This window comes from Chitiniphilus shinanonensis DSM 23277 (genome assembly GCF_000374805.1).
Lineage (GTDB): Bacteria > Pseudomonadota > Gammaproteobacteria > Burkholderiales > Chitinibacteraceae > Chitiniphilus > Chitiniphilus shinanonensis.
The window spans coordinates 65,373-81,974 of the sequence record NZ_KB895349.1 but is presented as its reverse complement, the minus strand read 5'-3'; the positions used below and the strand labels follow the sequence as shown (position 1 = coordinate 81,974).

The following is a 16,602-nucleotide window of genomic DNA, read 5'->3' as shown; positions in this document are numbered from 1 at the left end:
CGGTCGTCACCCTCGCCGCCGCCGCCGCGCGCCGGACGAGCGGCAATAGGGGATACTTCAGCCTGTTTGACCAAATCGACCCCTCGATGAAAGTTCTGCGGCACCCATCGATCTATCTCGCGGTCTTCCTGGCTTGGCTGGCGTTGGCACTGGCGGTGTTCGCCGTCTACGGCAGCCTGGTGCTGAGCCAGGCCCGGCAGGACCACCAGCGCCTGCACCAGCAGATCCAGGACCGGCTGTGGTACCGGTTCGCCGGCAGCGAAACCGCGCTGGAAGCGTTTGCGGCATTCCAGAGCGTGCCGCGCAGCCATACCTTCGTGGTGGACCGCGGCTACGCGCGCCAACTGCTGGCGCGCTATCCGCTGGTGCATGGCGTGGTGATGATCCGGCGCGTACCGGCGGGCGACGCGCAGCGCTTCACCGACGCCATGCGCGGCCTGGGCGAGCCGGATTTCACCCTGCACGGCCCCCGCCCCGGCCCGCTGCCGCGCAAGGCCGACTACTACCCGGTGGTGTTCAACGAGCCGGCGCGGCCAGCCAACCTGGGGCTGGATGTCGAGCAGGTGATCGGCGCCATGCCGACCAGCCCGCAACAGGTGATCACCACCCTGCCGTTCCAGCTGCGCGGCGGCCACTCGATCTACCTTATGGTGCGGCCGGCCAGCTTCGCCACCACCCCGGCCGAGACTCGTCGCGCCACGCTGCCGCTGACCTATGTCGGCGTGCTGGTGGAAACCGGCTCGCTGATGCCCGACATGACCATGCTGCCGCCCGGCCTGAGCGTGAGCGTGCGCCGCGCCGACGTGGCCGACACCGAACTGGTGCGCGGCAGCAGCGCACCGGTCGGTGCGTTGGAAAAGCGCTGGTTCCCGCAACTGGCGCTGATCAGCAACGTGCCCAGCACCAGCCAGCCCTATGTGCTGGAAAGCCGCTGGCAGCTGGGCTGGTCCACCGTGGACCGCCAGGTACTGGGCATGCTGGCGGGCATGCTGGCGCTACTGCTGCTGGCGTTGCTGGGCCTGGTGCGGCTGACGCACCTGCGGCAACTGGCACGCATCCGCGAGGCGGAGAAGCTGGCCCATCTGGCGGCGCACGACGCGCTCACCGGCCTGTCGAACCGCCGCACGCTGGACGTGGCGCTGGATCGCTGCGTCGAGCAGGGCACGCCGTGCTCGCTGATCTTTCTCGACCTGGACCGCTTCAAGCCGATCAACGACAACCACGGCCACGACGCCGGCGACTTCGTGCTCAAGGCGGTGGCCGAGCGCCTGACGCTGTGTGTGCGCGCCAACGACACCCTGGCGCGCTGGGGCGGCGACGAATTCGCGCTGCTGCTGCCCGGCGACATGAACGCCGCCCGCGAGCGCGAACTGCTGCGCCGGCTGACCCAGGCGCTGATGGAGCCGATCCGCTGGGGCGAGCAATCGTTCTCGGTGGGCGCCAGCCTGGGCGTGGCGCGCTATCCGCAGGACGGCGACACGGTGAAGCAGGTACTCCAGGCCGCCGACCAGCGCATGTACAAGCACAAGGAAGCGCGCCGCGCCAACCCGCTGGCCCCGCCGCCGCCGCTGGCGGGCGCGTGAGAACGTAAGCCGCTGAACCCCAAGTCTTGAAACACAGAGGGCACAGAGAACACGGAGCTTCACAGAGAAAAGCAGAACGAGAGAAGCAGAGGGACGCGCCCCCTTTTGCTTGATCAGGCCGCTATCGTGCCTGCCGGATTGTTTTCTCTCTTTTGCTCTGATTTTCTCCGTGGGACTCCGTGTTCTCTGTGCCCTCTGTGTTTCAAGACTTGGGGTTCAGGGTTTTACCGCATCACACGGTGAACTCGACGTTGTCGATCAGCCGGGTATGGCCCAGCCTCGCGGCGATCAGGATCACCAGTTCGTGGTCGGTGTGGGTGGCGGGTTTGAGGGTGTGGGCGTTGCGCGTTTCCACGTAATCCACCTCGGACCAGCCGCGCACCTTCAGGTCCATCACCGTTTCGGCCGCCAGCCTGGCGTAGTCGCGCTCGCCGTTCAGGATCGCCTTCTTCATCCGCGACAGGTGGAAATGCAGCCGGGGCGCTTCGTTGCGCTCCTCGACGGTGAGGTAGCCGTTGCGCGACGACAGCGCCAGCCCGTCCTCGGCGCGGCCGGTGTCCACCGGCACGATCTCCAGCGGCAGGTTCAGCTCCTCGACCATGCTCTGGATGATGAACAGCTGCTGGTAGTCCTTCTTGCCGAAACAGGCGAAGTCCGGCTGCACGATGTTGAACAGCTTGAGCACCACGGTGGCCACGCCACGGAAGTGCCCGGGGCGGAACGCGCCGCACAGTTCGTCCTGCAACGCCGGCGGCTCCACCTTGTATTGTTGGATCACGTGCGGATACAGCTCGCGCTCGTCCGGCGCGAACACCACGGCGCTGTCGCACTCGGCGGCGATCAGCGCGGCATCCTGCTGCAAGGTGCGCGGATAACGGTCGAAATCCTCGCCCTGGCCGAATTGCAGGCGGTTGACGAAGATGCTGACCACCACGTGTTCGGCCCGCTGCCGCGCTTCGCGGATCAGCGCCATGTGGCCGGCGTGCAGGTTGCCCATGGTCGGCACGAAGGCGACGCTGCCGGCGGTCTTGCGCCAGGCGCGCAGCTCGGAAATGGTGTGGAAGATTTGCATGGTTGGCTCAGGCGAGGGAAAGGGGCTGCCATTCGGGCAGTTGCAGGTCGATCGGTTGCCGAAGATAGTCGGCCAGCGAAGTACAGGCGCGCAGCCGCGCCACCAGTTCGGGCAGCGGTTGCGCGTGGATTTGCGGGCAGGTGTGCTCGCCCGGATGGCATGTGAGGAAAGCCAGGTGCTCGACGCCGGGCGTGAACCGGGCATCAACACCGGAGCGAGTGTTACCGCGCGCGTCGCAGCGATACCAGCCGTGTTCCGCCAGCCAGACCGCGACGAAACCGTGCAGACAATGCGGCGGCAACGGCCCGTCCCAGGTCAGCCGCTGGTAGCCCAGCCCGGCGGGAATACCATTGGCCCGCAGTAGCGCGACCAACAGGTGACTCTTGGCATGACACAGCCCGGTGCCGGCGGCCAACGTCTCGGAGGCGCTGCACGGCATATCGTCGCGGCCGGCATCGACGACATGCGGAATGCGGTCGCGCACCCAGTCGAAGCAGGCCCGCGCCGTCTGCTCGGGCGTGGCGCAACGCAGCGCCTGCGCCAGCTGCGCCACCTGCGGATGATCGAAATCGAGGTCGGGACCGGGCGCCAGGTAAGCGGCGAGATCGCGCTCGGGCACCACCTCGGCGAGCGGCTTCATTGGCACCTGATAGGCACCATCGTGCAACCGGGCGGCGGCCAGCGCCATGAAGCCCAGCCGTTCGTGGGCCGTAATGCCGTCGAGGCCGACGTTCACGATGCCCACGCGGACTTCGAAAGCGGCCATCTCAGGCGACCAGATCACCGCGCGCGACGGCGCCATCCAGCGCCTGGTGCAGCCAGGCCCAGGCGTCCGGGAACACCGGCGCCACCTTGGGCTGGTTGGTCGCCACCACCTGCGCCACGCGCACCTGGTGTTCTCGCCAGCTCTGACCCTGGTTATGGATGTTCTGCAACATCGGCATCATGCGGTCGATGGCGCGGGCATAGCGCGCCTCGGGGGTCTGGCCTTCGGTGAATTCCAGCCACAGCGCCATGAACTGGTCGCGCTGGGCGGCCGGCAGCAGACCGAAGATGCGCTCGGCGCCGGCGCGCTCGGCCGCTTCGGCGGCGGCGCGGCCGGCGCTGTCGTAGATCATGGTGTCGCCGGCGTCGATCTCGGGCACGTCGTGCACCAGCAGCATCTGCACCACGCGGCCGATGTCCACCGGCTCGGCGCCGTGCGGCTGCATCGCCAGCGCCAGCAGCGCGATCTGCCAGCTGTGCTCGCCGCTGTTCTCGTAACGCTCCTGGCCCAGCGGCTTGTTCCGCCGCAGCACGCCCTTGAGTTTTTCCAGCTCCAGCGCGAACGCCACCACTTCCTGAAAGGCCATCGACATCAGAAGGTGTGCTCCTCGGCCGGGAAGGCGCTGCCCTTCACCGCCTTGACGTAGGCCTCGACGGCGCCCTGGATGCTGGTGGCGCCCAGCATGAAGTTCTTCACGAAGCGCGCCTTCTTGCCGGGGAACACGCCCAGCATGTCGTACAGCACCAGCACCTGGCCGTCGGTATCGACGCCGGCGCCGATGCCGATGGTGGGAATCGCCAGCGATTCGGTCACGGCTTTGGCCACAGTGGCGGGCACCATCTCCATCAGCACGATGGCGGCGCCGGCCGCCTGCAATGCCAGCGCGTCGCGCTTGAGCACTTCGGCCTCGGTGTCGGACTTGCCCTGCACCTTGTAGCCGCCGTAGGCGTTGACCGACTGCGGCTGGAAGCCGATGTGCTGGCATACCGGGATGCCGCGCTGCACCAGGAAATCCACCGTCTCGGCCATCACCATGCCGCCTTCGAGCTTGACCATCTCGGCGCCGGCCGCCATCAGCCGCGCGGCGTTCTCGTAGGCCTGCGCCGGGGAGAGCTGGAAGCTGGCGAACGGCATGTCGGCGATCACCAGCGCCTGCTTGGCGCCGCGCGCGACGATCTCGGTGTGGTAGAGCATCTGCTCCATGGTCACCGGCAGGGTGGAACCGCGGCCCTGGATCACGTTGCCCAGCGAATCGCCCACCAGCAACACGTCGACGCCGGCATCGTCCAGCAGGCTGGCGAAGCTGGCGTCGTAGCAGGTGAGCATGGCGATCTTCTGACCGTCCTGCTTCATCTTGGCCAGTGTATTGATCGTGGTTTTCATCGAAGTCCCCCGGTCGGCAATGGCATGCGCCGCTTTGGTGCGGCGCAAGAAAACGCAGTGTAACCGAGCTGCGCGGCGTCGGTCATAGGTGCATTCGCCAGGGCGAATCGACCTTCAAATGCGGAAGCGGAGCCCGGAAATCCCTTTTTAGCCCAGGCTGCGCCGGGACGGGCCGACGGCGGCTCAGGGCAGTCGGTGCAATGCCTGATCGCGCACCGTGGGCAGCAGCGCCGCCACCTGGCCGAAGCCGGGCACCATCACGTCGGGGTCGATATCGGCCAGCGGCACCAGCACGAAGGCGCGCTCGTGCATGCGCGGGTGCGGCAGGATCAGGTCGGACGTATCCAGGCGCAGCTGGTCGTACAGCAGCAGGTCCAGGTCCAGCACGCGCGGGGCGTTCTTGAAGGAGCGGGTGCGACCCAGCAGCGCTTCGATGGCGAACAGCGCCTCGATCAGCGCCTGCGGCGTCAGGACGGTATCCAGCTCGGCCACGGCGTTGACGAAATCCGGCTGCTCGGCGTAGCCGACCGGGGCGGATGCATAGAACGGCGAAGCCTTGACCAGCCAGGTGTCGGGCAGCATCGCCAGCATTTCCAGCGCGCGGCGCAGCTGTACGTCCGGGCGGCCGAGGTTGGCGCCCAGCGCGACGAAGGCGCGGGCCATCAACCGGCCTGCTGGCCGTCGCCCGACCTGCTCCGGCCGCCACGCCGACGGTTGTTGCGGCGCGGCTTCTTGTCGCTGGTGGCGCCGCTCTTCGGCACGCCGGCGATCAGCGCCAGCCGGGTGTCGCCATCGACATGCAGGAACTGCGTCCACCAGTCGGCGAGTTCCTTCTCGACCAGGCCGCATTCGGCGCGCAGCATCAGGAAGTCGTAGGCGGCGCGGAAGCGCGCCTGCTCCAGCAGGCGGAACGGCCGCTGCCCCACGCGCTGCTCGAAGCGCGGCTGCAACAGCCAGATCTCCTTCATCGCGGCACCGTAGCGGTTGGGGATCGCCAGCCGCTTGGCCACGGTGTCCTCGACCTGGTTCATCGCCTCGACCAGCGCCGGCACCGGGTATTCGCCGGCGGCGGTCTTCTTTCGCCATTGCGCCTCAACTTCGTGCCACAGCAGCGCGGCGAACAGGAAGCCGGCCGAGACGGGCTTGTCCTCGGCGATGCGGCGGTCGGTGCTTTCCAGCGCGCGTTGCAGGAACGAGCGCGTCTGCTCGTCGCCGATCAGTTTGTCCAGCAACGGGAACAGCGGCTGGTGCAGGCCATCGGCGCGCAGCGCCATCAGGCAATCCCACGCCTTGCCGGAGAACAGCAACTTCATCATCTCGTCGAACAGCCGCGCCGACGGAATGTTCTCCAGCAGGCGGGCGTGGTCGGCGATGGGCTTGCGGGTAGACGGGGCGATGGTCAGCCCCAGCTTGGCCGACAGGCGGATGGCGCGCAGCATGCGCACCGGGTCTTCGCGGTAGCGCAGCGCCGGGTCGCCGATCATCGCCAGCTTGCGGTTGTTCAGGTCGTCCACACCGTGGTGGAAGTCGAGGATTTCCTCGCGGCTGGGGTCGTAGTACAGCGCGTTGACGGTGAAGTCGCGCCGGGCGGCGTCTTCCTCGATGCTGCCATAGACGTTGTCGCGCAGGATGCGGCCGCTCTCGTCGGTGGGCGCGTCCGAGGCGCCACGGAAGGTGGTCACCTCGATGATTTCTTCCTGGCCCTGATCCCAGAACGGTACGTGCACGATGCGGAAGCGCCGGCCGATGATGCGCGCACGGTGGAACACGTGCTTCACCTGCTCGGGCGTGGCGCTGGTGGCCACGTCGAAATCCTTGGGATGCTTGCCCAGCAGCAGGTCGCGCACCGCGCCGCCGACCACGTAGGCGTCGTAGCCCGCATCCTGCAGGCGGTCGCACACTTTCAGGGCCCCGGAATGCAGTTGCTCGCGGCGGATTCCGTAGTGCTTGGCATGCAGGACGCGCCTTCCCGGGCGCCGGAGCACTTTGCCGATCAACTTGCGAATCATCTGGACAGGTTCAGCCGCGAAATCGAAACGCAGCATTATACAGGGGAAGCGCCCGCCCACGGCCACACCGACCACCGCCGGGCCACCTCGCTGTGCTGCCGGGCCGTGCACCGTGCTGTGGCTGCCGTCGCCGTTACCGCCGTGTTCTACTGCACCTGTCCCCATGGAGCACCCTATGCGCCGATATCGTTACCTGCTCTTGAATGTTTTCGCCGAAAGCCACTTCGCCGGCAACCCGCTGGCGGTATTTCCCGAAGCGGAAGGATTGACGGATGCGCAGATGCAGACGCTGGCGCAGCAGCTCAACCTGTCCGAAACCACCTTCGTCACCGCGCATGCGCAGGCCGACGCCGCCGTACGCATCTTCACCCCGGGCTACGAGTTGCCGTTCGCCGGCCATCCGACGCTCGGCACCGCCAGCGTGGTGGCGCGCCGCCTGGGCCGCGAGCGCGTGACGCTGTCGATGCCCGCCGGCCGGGTGCCGGTGACGGTGCAGGGCGACGTGGCAACGCTGACCGCCCAGCCGCCCCGGGCGCGCGACGCCGCGCCGGCCGCCGCCATCGCCGCCGCGCTCGGGCTGGCGCCGGAGGCGCTGGCCGGCACGCCGCGCTGGCTGAACACCGGCACCGAACAACTGGTGATCCCGCTGGCCGACGCCGCGGCGGTCGCCGCCTGCCGGCCCGGGCTCGCGGCATTCGAAGCCGTGGCGACCAACGCGGTCGGCGTGGCGCAGGCGCTGGTGTGGGCGCCCGACGGCGCACAGATCGCCGCCCGCTTCTTCTGGGTGCAGCACGGCGCCATCGGCGAGGACTACGGCACCGGCTCGGCCGGCGCCAACCTCGGCGGCTGGTGGCTGGACCAACACCGCCCGCTGCCGCTGGCCGTCACCATGGTGCAGGGCCACGGCATTGACCGGCTGGCGCATGTGCGACTGGCGGTGTCGCAAGCCGGCGATATCGAAGTGGGTGGCCGTGTCGTCGAGATAGGTTCGGGCGAAATGCTGCTGCCGGACTGAGCAGCGCGCCCGCGTGGCAGGCTTCACGTGCACGCCGCTCGAAGCGGTGCCCGGAACTGTTGCGGGTTGGGATAGGTCGATTGCTGCTCATATAATCGCCCTTTCCCCCGCCCCGCTCCCCTGAAGAATCCCATGAAGTTCAAGACCCTTGCCTTTGCCCTGCTCGCCGCGCCGCTGTTCGCCCAGGCATTCGCGCCGCAGCCCCCCGAGATCGCCGCCCGCTCCTTCATCCTGCTCGACTACCAGAGCGGCGCCACCCTGGCCGCGCACGGCGCCAATGAGCGCGTCGAGCCGGCGTCGCTGACCAAGCTGATGACCGCCTACCTGACCTTCAAGGCGGTCAAGGAAGGCAAGCTGAAGCTGGATCAGCAGCTGACCGTGTCGCAACAAGGCTGGAAGACCGAAGGCTCGCGCATGTTCCTCGACCCCAAGGTGCCGGCACGCGTCGACGACCTGATCAAGGGCATGATCGTGCAGAGCGGCAACGACGCCTGCGTGACCCTGGCCGAAGCCATCGCCGGCAACGAGACGGTGTTCGCGCAGATGATGAACCGCGAAGCGGCGCGCCTGGGCTTGAGCGGCAGCCACTTCACCAACTCCACCGGCCTGCCCGACCCCAACCTGTACATGACGACCGCCGACCTCGCCAAGCTGGCCAGCGCGATCATCCACGACTTCCCCGAGTTCTATCCGATCTACTCGATGAAGGAGTTCAAGTACAACAACATCAAGCAACCGAACCGCAATCTGCTGCTGTACCGCGACCCCTTCGTCGACGGCCTGAAGACCGGCCACACCAACTCGGCCGGCTACAACCTGGTGGCATCCACCCACCGCGACGACCGCCGCCTGATCTCGGTGGTGGTCGGCACCACCGGCGAGCAGGTGCGCGCCACCGAATCGGCCAAGCTGCTGAATTGGGGCGTGCAGTTCTTCGAAACCCCGCGCCTGTACGAGGCCAAGAAGCCCATCGCCACCGTGCCGGTGTGGAAGGGCGCGGCGGACGAGGTGAAGGTGGGTTTCCTCGACAACCGCTACATCACGTTGCCGCGCGGCGACAGCAAGAAGCTGAAGCTGGACTTCACCAGCAACCAGCCGTTGCTGGCGCCGCTGACCGTCGGCCAGAAGGTGGGCAGCCTCAAGGTGAGCGTGGACGGCAAGGCACTGGGCGAATACCCGGTGGTAGCGCTGGAACAGGTGGACCAGGCGGGGATCTTCGGCCGCGCCTGGGACAGCATCCGGCTATGGTTCAAAAAGCTCTTCGGCTAAGCGTGGCGCCTTGCGCCGCACCGGGAAGGGGGGAAGAGAGAAGGGTGTAAAACCACGGCCAACCCCACATCTTGAAACACAGAGAACACAGAGAGCACGGAGTTACACAGAGAAAGGCTTGAGCGGGAGGGGCTGCTTTTCAACGAGAAGAGCGACGTGTTTGCAAGAGCACTTCATCAGCCGCCTTGCTTGACCTTGGTTTTCTCCGTGGCGCTCTGTGTTCTCCGTGTTCTCTGTGTTTCAAGATGTGGGGTTACCAGGTTTGAAGTGGTTTACACCGTCCCTCTTCCCCCTTCCCTCTTCTCCCACCCGGAGTCGCCCCCATGCATGTCCCCGAGCTGATCGCCTATCTGAATGGCCGCTTCGCGCCGCTGGCCGAGCTGTCGGTGCCGGTGCTGGATCGCGGATTTTTGTTCGGGGACGGGGTCTACGAGATGATCCCGGTGTACGACCGGCGGCCGTTCCGCCTGGACGAGCACCTGGCGCGGCTGGCGGCCAGCCTGGCGGCGGTGCGCATTGACAACCCGCATGACGAGGCCACGTGGGACACCCTGGTCAGGACGCTGATTGCGCGCCAGCCGTTCGCCGACCAGTCGATCTACCTGCAAGTGACGCGCGGCGCGGCCTACCCGCGCAACCACGCCATCCCGGCCGACAGCACGCCGACGGTGTTGCTGTTCGCCGATCCGCTGAACCCGCCCGCCGCCGCGCTGGTGGAGCAAGGCGTCGCGGCGGTCAGCATGCAGGACCCGCGCTGGCAGCGCTGCGACATCAAGACCACCTCGCTGTTGGGCAATGTGCTGGCACGCGCGGCGTCGGTGGACGCGGGTGCGGTCGAGACCGTGATGTTCCGCGACGGCCTGCTCACGGAGGGCTCGGCCAGCAACATCTTCACCGTGAAAGACGGCCTGCTGCTGACCCCGGCGCCGTCCACCCGCATGCTGACCGGCATCACCTACGACGTGGTGCTGGAGCTGGCGCGGCACCACGGCGTGCCGTTGCAGATCCGCCCGGTGAGCGAAGCCGAGGTGCGCGCGGCCGACGAGCTGTGGCTGACCTCGTCGTCCAAGGAGATCCTGGCCATCGTGTCGCTGGACGGCCGGCCGGTTGGAAACGGCGTTCCCGGCCCCATCTATCGACGGATGTACGGCCATTACCAGCAATTCAAGGCCGGGGAGATGCGCCCCGGCGAGGACACGCCATGAGCACCCAATTCACCGACGTTCCCAGCCAGAAGCTGGAAGACCTGGTCACCTTTCCGGCATTGATCCCGGTGAAGGCGGTCAGCCACAAGAACACCGACCAATCCGAATTCCACGCCGCGCTGGTCGACGTGACCGCGCTGCACGTGCCGGGCTTTCACGCCGGACTGGTCACCATCCGCACCTCCAGCGCCGGCAACTATTTCGCCGCCACGCTGAGCGTCACCTTCGAGTCGGTCGATCAGGTCCACGCGCTGGACGCCGCGCTGCGCGGCCATCCGCTGGTGCGGATGGTGCTGTGAGCGCCTGCATGCAACGGCAGATCGGGAGCAAGCCGAACCAGCATGAACAGGGGTTCGAAACCCGTCCTTTTCGCCAGTCCGGGATGCTCTGTGCCCGGCAAGACAAGCAGCCTTTCCGCGCTGTGAAGGCTGCCCGGTGAAGCGCGAAACCCCGTCGTCCTGGCCTGCCGAGGCAACGGTCGGCGAACACGCGACCGCCGTCGGCACCGCGTTGGTGCGCGAACTGGGCCTGCGCCCCTACGAGCCCACCTGGCACGCCATGCAGGCGTTCACCGATGCCCGCGACGCTTCGACGCCGGACGAAATCTGGCTGCTGGAGCATCCGCCCGTGTTCACGCTGGGTCAGGCCGGCAAGCCGGAGCACATCCTGCAACGCGGCGACATCCCCATCGTCAGGATCGACCGCGGCGGCCAGGTCACCTATCACGGCCCCGGCCAGTTGATGGCGTATACGCTGCTGGACCTGCGGCGGCTGGGCTTCGGCGTGCGCGAGCTGGTACGGCGGCTGGAAAACAGCGTGATCGCGCTGCTGGACGATTACGACATCGCCGCCTACGGCAAGGTGGATGCGCCCGGCGTCTATGTGCGCGATGCCGACGGCGAGGAAGCCAAGATCGCCGCGCTGGGCCTGCGCATCCGCAACGGCTGTTGTTTCCACGGGCTGTGCTTCAACGTGGACATGGATCTGGCGCCCTATTCGATGATCAATCCATGCGGCTACCAGGGCCTGCGCGTCGCGCAACTGCGCGATTTCGGCGTGGTCGAGACACCCGCCACGATTGCCGCTAGAATGGCGGCCAAAATCCTGCAACAAATCAACCAATTACCCGCGTAACCGACGTGGGTATGGCGCACCGCACATGACCGAACCCGTCAAGACCGCCCCCGGCTCCGCGCAACAGGGCGTCAAGCTCAAGGGCGAAGCCAAGACCGCCCGCATTCCGATCAAGATCGTGCCGCTGGAAGAAAAGCTGAAGAAGCCGTCGTGGATCCGCGTCCAGGCGCCCAGCTTCAACAGCCGCTTCTACGAGATCAAGGACATCCTGCGCAGCCAGAAGCTGCACACCGTGTGCGAGGAAGCGTCCTGTCCCAACATCGGCGAGTGCTTCGGCAAGGGCACCGCCACCTTCATGATCATGGGCGACATCTGCACCCGCCGTTGCCCGTTCTGCGACGTCGGCCACGGCCGCCCCAACCCGCTGGACGCCAACGAGCCGCGCCACCTGGGCGAGACCATCGCCGCGCTGCGGCTCAAGTACGTGGTGATCACCTCGGTGGACCGCGACGACCTGCGCGACGGCGGCGCCGGCCACTTCGTCGAGTGCATCCAGCACACCCGCGCGCTCAGCCCCGAAACCCAGATCGAAGTGCTGGTGCCGGACTTCCGCGGCCGCCTGGACGTGGCGCTCGACCTCTTCGCCGACGGCCTGCCGGACGTGATGAACCACAACCTGGAAACCGCCGCACGCCTGTACAAGCAGGCCCGCCCCGGCTCGGATTACCTGCATTCGCTCAAGCTGCTCAAGGAGTTCAAGGCGCGCTACCCGCAGGTGCCAACCAAGTCCGGCATCATGGTCGGCCTGGGCGAGACCGACGACGAAGTGATCGAGGTGATGCACGACATGCGCGCCCACGACATCGACATGATCACCATCGGCCAGTACCTCCAGCCGTCCAACGGTCACCTGCCGGTACTGCGCTACGTGCACCCGGACCAGTTCAAGGCGTTCGAGGACAAAGCCTACGAGCTGGGCTTCAAGCACGCCGCCGTCGGCGCGATGGTGCGCTCGTCGTACCACGCGGACCAGCAGGCGCATGGGGCGGGCGTGACCGGCTGAGGTCCGGGCCTCCCCCATCAGACAGCCGGCCTCGCGCCGGCTGTTTCGTTTGCGCGGTGGGTTATGCTGCCAGGAACATCCCCGGAGACACCCATGCAGGAACCCGCCCGCCATCAACTGACCATGACCGTGCTGATGATGCCGGAGATGGCCAATTTCTCCGGCAACGTGCACGGCGGCCAGTTGCTCAAGCTGCTGGACCAGGTGGCCTATGCCTGCGCCAGCCGCTATGCCGGCACCTACGTGGTTACGCTGTCGGTGGATCAGGTGCTGTTCAAGCAGCCGATCCATATCGGCGAAATGGTCACCTTCCTCGCCAGCGTCAACTACACCGGCCGCACCTCGATGGAGGTCGGCATCCGGGTGCAGGCCGAGAACATCCGCACCCGCGAGGTGCGCCATACCAACAGCTGCTACTTCACCATGGTGGCGATGGGCGAGGACGGCCAGCCGGCGGTGGTGCCGCCGCTGGCCCGCGAGGATGCCACCATGCACAAGCGCTGGAGCCAGGCCGAAGCCCGCCGCGCCGCGCGGCTCCAGGAGTGAGCCGATAAAAAACGGCGGATCGTCGATCCGCCGTCTGGCCACGAGTCGATGGTGCCGGCTCAGTTCACCGGGTACAGATTGAAGTCGGGCGTCAATCCCCACCCCGGCGAGACATAGAACAGGCTCTGATACGCCGTGCCGAAGTTGTTCGGGTGGGTATCCATCAGGCCATATTCCTTGATGCTGACGCCGGCCAATGCATTGCGGGCATCGGCATCGGCCGGATAGGCCAGATAGCGCGGTGCGCCGGCCCGGCCCAGGTGGTACTCCAGCGCGGAACGCTCCGGATCGCCGCCCATGCCGCCCACCGAGATCTGCACGGTGTGGATCTGCCCCGGATAGCGCGCCTGCAACTCGCGTGCCGTGTTGTGGGCGGGCGTGAGCGAGGTCGCCAGGCCGTGGAAGCTGTGGGTCCAGACAATGGCCTTCCTGCCCTTGAACGGACCTTCCAGCAGCCAGGCCGCGTTGCCCGCCGCGGCGATGTCGCGCTGATCCCAGTCGTTGGCGGGGGTCTTGTTCCACAGGTAGCCGCCACCGGCGCCCAGGCTTTCCACCACGCGGCACCACAGGCCCAGATCGGTGAAGTCATACTGCGCCGGCACGCCACCGGCATCGACGCACAGCTCGCCCCTGAGCGCGGTGACCACGCGCTGGTAGGCGTCGTAGCCATCCGGCTTCTTCGACCCTTCCGGCAGGTTCACCACCTTGTCCGCCACGGTCATGAAGGTGGACCAGTCGGGCGATTGCAGCGTGGGCGAGTTGCGCAGCGTCAGCAGCAGTTGCAGCCGCGACAGCGCCTGGCCGGTGGATTCCACGCCCGCCATCATGATGTCGATGCCCGCCAGCGCCAGCGGGCTGGCCGTGGCCTGGGTCTGGTCCAGGTACTCGAATACCTTGCGCCCTTCGGCGGTGCGCGAAGTCAGGTAGAAGATGCGCCCGGCGGACGAGTCGGTGTACGACATGCCGTCGATGTCGTGCTTTTCCTTCATCCGCGCCACGTCGTAGATCCCGCTTTCGAACAGCAGCACGTCGAACTGCTTCTGCTCGTGCAGGTATTTGACCAGGCGTGCCATCAAGGTCAGCGTCGCGCCCTCGCCGTGCACCGATTCATTGAGGAATACGATGCGGGCGTCGCCCACCGCATTGCCGAAGGCTGTCAGGTCCGACATGTCGGCGGCGCTGTAGTCGATGCTGACCAAGGCATTGCCGTTGGCATTGATGGCGTTGGTCAGCGCCTCGTTGCCACCGCCGCCATCGCCCCCGCCACCGCAGCCGGCCAACAATAGGCCGATACAGCCCGCCAGGATCAGCTTTCTAAGATTTCTCATTGATACCCTTCCCATATTGACTTGAACAAATAAGTTATCCCACTGAATACCAAGCATTTGCTTTCTTATTTTTTCAGCAAAGGAAAGTACCTACTTGACTGCCGCTTGTAAACTTCGTGTCTGCGATTGGTGGCAACGGGAGTACAGCTGGCGGGGGAGGCAAAACAAAAACGCCACCCGAAGGTGGCGTTTTCGTTACTGCCGGGATCGCTGGGAAGCGCTGGATCAGAAATCCATGCCGCCCATGCCACCCATGCCGCCGCCGCCCGGCATGGCCGGGGCGTCGTCCTTCGGCAGTTCGGCGATCATCGCGTCGGTGGTCAGCAGCAGGCCGGCCACGGAGGCGGCGTGTTGCAGCGCCGAGCGGGTCACCTTGGCCGGATCCAGTACGCCGATCTCGACCAGATCGCCGTATTCGCCGGTGGCGGCGTTGTAACCGAAGTTACCCTTGCCTTCCACGACCTTGTTCACCACCACCGACGGCTCGTCGCCGGCGTTGGCCACGATCTGGCGCAGCGGGGCTTCGATGGCCTTCAGCACGATCTTGATGCCGGCGTCCTGATCGGCGTTCAGGCCCTTGATCTCGCCCATGTTGGCGCGGGCACGCAGCAGCGCCACGCCGCCGCCGGCCACGATGCCTTCTTCCACTGCGGCGCGGGTGGCGTGCAGGGCGTCTTCGACGCGGGCCTTCTTTTCCTTCATTTCGACTTCGGTCGCGGCACCGACCTTGATCACCGCCACGCCGCCGGCCAGCTTGGCCACGCGCTCTTGCAGCTTTTCACGGTCGTAGTCGCTGGTGGCTTCTTCCACTTGCTTGCGGATGGTGGCCACGCGCGCCTTGATGCCTTCTTCCTGGCCGGCGCCGTCGATGATGGTGGTGTTTTCCTTGGCCACTTCGATGCGCTTGGCCTGGCCCAGGTCGTTCAGGGTGGCCTTTTCCAGCGACAGGCCCACTTCCTCGGCGATCACGGTGCCGCCGGTCAGGATGGCGATGTCTTCCAGCATGGCCTTGCGGCGGTCGCCGAAGCCCGGGGCCTTGACGGCGACGGTCTTCAGGATGCCGCGGATGTTGTTCACCACCAGGGTGGCCAGCGCTTCGCCGTCCACGTCCTCGGCAATGATCAGCAGCGGGCGGCCGGACTTGGCCACTTGCTCCAGCACCGGCAGCAGGTCGCGGATGTTGCTGATCTTCTTGTCGAACAGCAGGATGTACGGGTTGTCCAGCAGGGCAACCTGCTTGTCCGGGTTGTTGATGAAGTACGGCGACAGGTAGCCGCGGTCGAACTGCATGCCTTCGACCACTGCCAGTTCGTCTTCCAGGCCCGAGCCGTCCTCGACGGTGATCACGCCTTCCTTGCCGACCTTGTCCATCGCCTCGGCGATCTTCTGGCCGATCACTTCGTCGCTGTTGGCGGAAATGGCGCCGACCTGGGCGATTTCCTTGCTGGTGGTGGTGGGCTTGGCGATCTTCTTCAGCTCGTCGACCAGGGCGTGCACCGCCTTGTCGATACCGCGCTTCAGGTCGGTCGGGTTGAAGCCGGCGGCCACGTACTTCAGGCCTTCGTTGACGATGCCCTGGGCCAGCACGGTGGCGGTGGTGGTGCCGTCACCAGCCACGTCGGAGGTCTTGGAAGCCACTTCCTTGACCAGCTGCGCGCCCATGTTCTCGAACTTGTCCTTCAGTTCGATTTCCTTGGCGACGGAAACGCCGTCCTTGGTGATGGTCGGGGCGCCGAAGCTGCGCTCCAGCACCACGTTGCGGCCCTTCGGGCCCAGGGTCACCTTGACCGCATCGGCCAGGATGTTGACACCGGCAACCATCTTGCTACGGGCGGAATCGCCGAATTTGACTTCTTTAGCAGCCATTTCAAAGCTCCAAATCTATGAATTCTGGGGTTTGCTTCAGGCCGTCGCGCACGGGCGACGGCGGGTGGCGCGGCCCACGGGCCGGGCCGGCGGATCAGCCTTCGAGCACGCCGAAGATGTCTTCTTCGCGCACGACCAGCAGCTCTTCGCCGTTCACCTTCACCGACTGGCCGCTGTACTTGCCCAGGATGACCTTGTCGCCGACCTTGACCGCGAGCGGACGGACCGAGCCGTTGTCCAGCAGCTTGCCGGTGCCGATGGCGACCACTTCGCCCAGATCCGGCTTTTCGGCGGCCGCGCCCGGCAGCACGATGCCCGAGGCGGTCTTTTCTTCAGCTTCAACACGCTTGATCACGACGCGGTCGTGCAAGGGACGAATTGCCATCTTTCAAACTCCTGCGAGATAAATGACGCGAAATAGGT

At 66.4% G+C, this 16,602-nt stretch carries 17 protein-coding genes; 8 read left to right on the top strand and 9 right to left on the bottom strand.

The features are described 5' to 3' along the window. Positions 1-86 precede the first annotated feature (86 nt). Complete coding sequence (locus C556_RS0114540) at positions 87-1,583, top strand: sensor domain-containing diguanylate cyclase (protein WP_018748985.1); 1,497 nt, start codon at positions 87-89, stop codon at positions 1,581-1,583. Between the two features lie 232 nt (positions 1,584-1,815). Here C556_RS0114540 and panC read toward each other — a convergent pair whose 3' ends face one another. The 6 genes from panC to pcnB all read right to left on the bottom strand — a co-directional run bounded on the left by panC (position 1,816) and on the right by pcnB (position 6,813). Then, the gene (panC, locus tag C556_RS0114535) at positions 1,816-2,655 is read right to left on the bottom strand and encodes a pantoate--beta-alanine ligase (RefSeq protein WP_018748984.1); all 840 of its coding nucleotides are present in this window, start codon (positions 2,653-2,655) and stop codon (positions 1,816-1,818) included. 7 nt (positions 2,656-2,662) lie between these two features. Continuing rightward, entirely contained in the window at positions 2,663-3,457 is a 795-nt protein-coding gene (locus tag C556_RS0114530) for a transglutaminase-like domain-containing protein (RefSeq protein WP_018748983.1), read from the bottom strand. Beyond that, positions 3,423-4,013, bottom strand: a complete 591-nt coding sequence (locus C556_RS0114525) for an HD domain-containing protein (protein ID WP_018748982.1) — start codon at positions 4,011-4,013, stop codon at positions 3,423-3,425. The genes C556_RS0114530 and C556_RS0114525 overlap by 35 nt, the downstream gene beginning before the upstream one ends. Beyond that, positions 4,013-4,804 carry a 3-methyl-2-oxobutanoate hydroxymethyltransferase gene (panB, locus tag C556_RS0114520; RefSeq protein ID WP_018748981.1) on the bottom strand — a complete coding sequence of 264 codons (792 nt, stop codon included), beginning with the start codon at positions 4,802-4,804 and terminating at the stop codon, positions 4,013-4,015. The genes C556_RS0114525 and panB overlap by 1 nt, the downstream gene beginning before the upstream one ends. Positions 4,805-4,987: 183 nt before the next feature. Beyond that, the gene (gene folK, locus C556_RS0114515) at positions 4,988-5,467 is read right to left on the bottom strand and encodes a 2-amino-4-hydroxy-6-hydroxymethyldihydropteridine diphosphokinase (RefSeq protein WP_018748980.1); all 480 of its coding nucleotides are present in this window, start codon (positions 5,465-5,467) and stop codon (positions 4,988-4,990) included. Then, positions 5,467-6,813, bottom strand: coding sequence for a polynucleotide adenylyltransferase PcnB (pcnB, locus tag C556_RS0114510; RefSeq protein WP_018748979.1), 1,347 nt, complete (start codon positions 6,811-6,813; stop codon positions 5,467-5,469). The genes folK and pcnB overlap by 1 nt, the downstream gene beginning before the upstream one ends. Before the next feature lie 175 nt (positions 6,814-6,988). Between pcnB and C556_RS0114505 the strand changes: the two genes are divergently transcribed. From C556_RS0114505 to C556_RS0114475, 7 genes are all read left to right on the top strand, one after another. After that, positions 6,989-7,828, top strand: coding sequence for a PhzF family phenazine biosynthesis protein (locus tag C556_RS0114505; protein WP_018748978.1), 840 nt, complete (start codon positions 6,989-6,991; stop codon positions 7,826-7,828). 132 nt (positions 7,829-7,960) lie between these two features. After that, on the top strand, positions 7,961-9,097 hold the full coding sequence (locus C556_RS0114500) for a D-alanyl-D-alanine carboxypeptidase family protein (RefSeq protein WP_018748977.1): 1,137 nt from the start codon (positions 7,961-7,963) through the stop codon (positions 9,095-9,097). A gap of 323 nt (positions 9,098-9,420) precedes the next feature. Then, positions 9,421-10,302, top strand: a complete 882-nt coding sequence (locus C556_RS0114495; RefSeq protein WP_018748976.1) for a D-amino acid aminotransferase — start codon at positions 9,421-9,423, stop codon at positions 10,300-10,302. Next, entirely contained in the window at positions 10,299-10,601 is a 303-nt protein-coding gene (locus C556_RS0114490) for a YbeD family protein (protein ID WP_018748975.1), read from the top strand. Before C556_RS0114495 ends, C556_RS0114490 begins: the two co-directional genes overlap by 4 nt. Before the next feature lie 136 nt (positions 10,602-10,737). Beyond that, a complete protein-coding gene (lipB, locus tag C556_RS0114485) occupies positions 10,738-11,436 on the top strand; it encodes a lipoyl(octanoyl) transferase LipB (protein ID WP_018748974.1) in 699 nt (232 codons plus the stop codon). Between the two features lie 25 nt (positions 11,437-11,461). Further along, positions 11,462-12,439 (top strand): lipoyl synthase, encoded by a 978-nt coding sequence (gene lipA / locus C556_RS0114480; RefSeq protein ID WP_018748973.1) that lies wholly within the window; start codon positions 11,462-11,464, stop codon positions 12,437-12,439. Between the two features lie 93 nt (positions 12,440-12,532). Beyond that, positions 12,533-12,985, top strand: coding sequence for an acyl-CoA thioesterase (locus tag C556_RS0114475; RefSeq protein ID WP_018748972.1), 453 nt, complete (start codon positions 12,533-12,535; stop codon positions 12,983-12,985). Positions 12,986-13,044: 59 nt separating this feature from the next. Here the strand turns inward: C556_RS0114475 and C556_RS0114470 are convergent, their stop codons facing one another. From C556_RS0114470 to C556_RS0114460, 3 genes are all read right to left on the bottom strand, one after another. Continuing rightward, positions 13,045-14,313, bottom strand: coding sequence for a TraB/GumN family protein (locus C556_RS0114470; protein WP_157236197.1), 1,269 nt, complete (start codon positions 14,311-14,313; stop codon positions 13,045-13,047). 225 nt (positions 14,314-14,538) lie between these two features. Beyond that, positions 14,539-16,179, bottom strand: a complete 1,641-nt coding sequence (gene groL, locus C556_RS0114465) for a chaperonin GroEL (protein ID WP_018748971.1) — start codon at positions 16,177-16,179, stop codon at positions 14,539-14,541. Positions 16,180-16,273: 94 nt separating this feature from the next. Further along, a complete protein-coding gene (locus C556_RS0114460; protein WP_026263112.1) occupies positions 16,274-16,564 on the bottom strand; it encodes a co-chaperone GroES in 291 nt (96 codons plus the stop codon). Between the last annotated feature and the right edge of the window lie 38 nt (positions 16,565-16,602).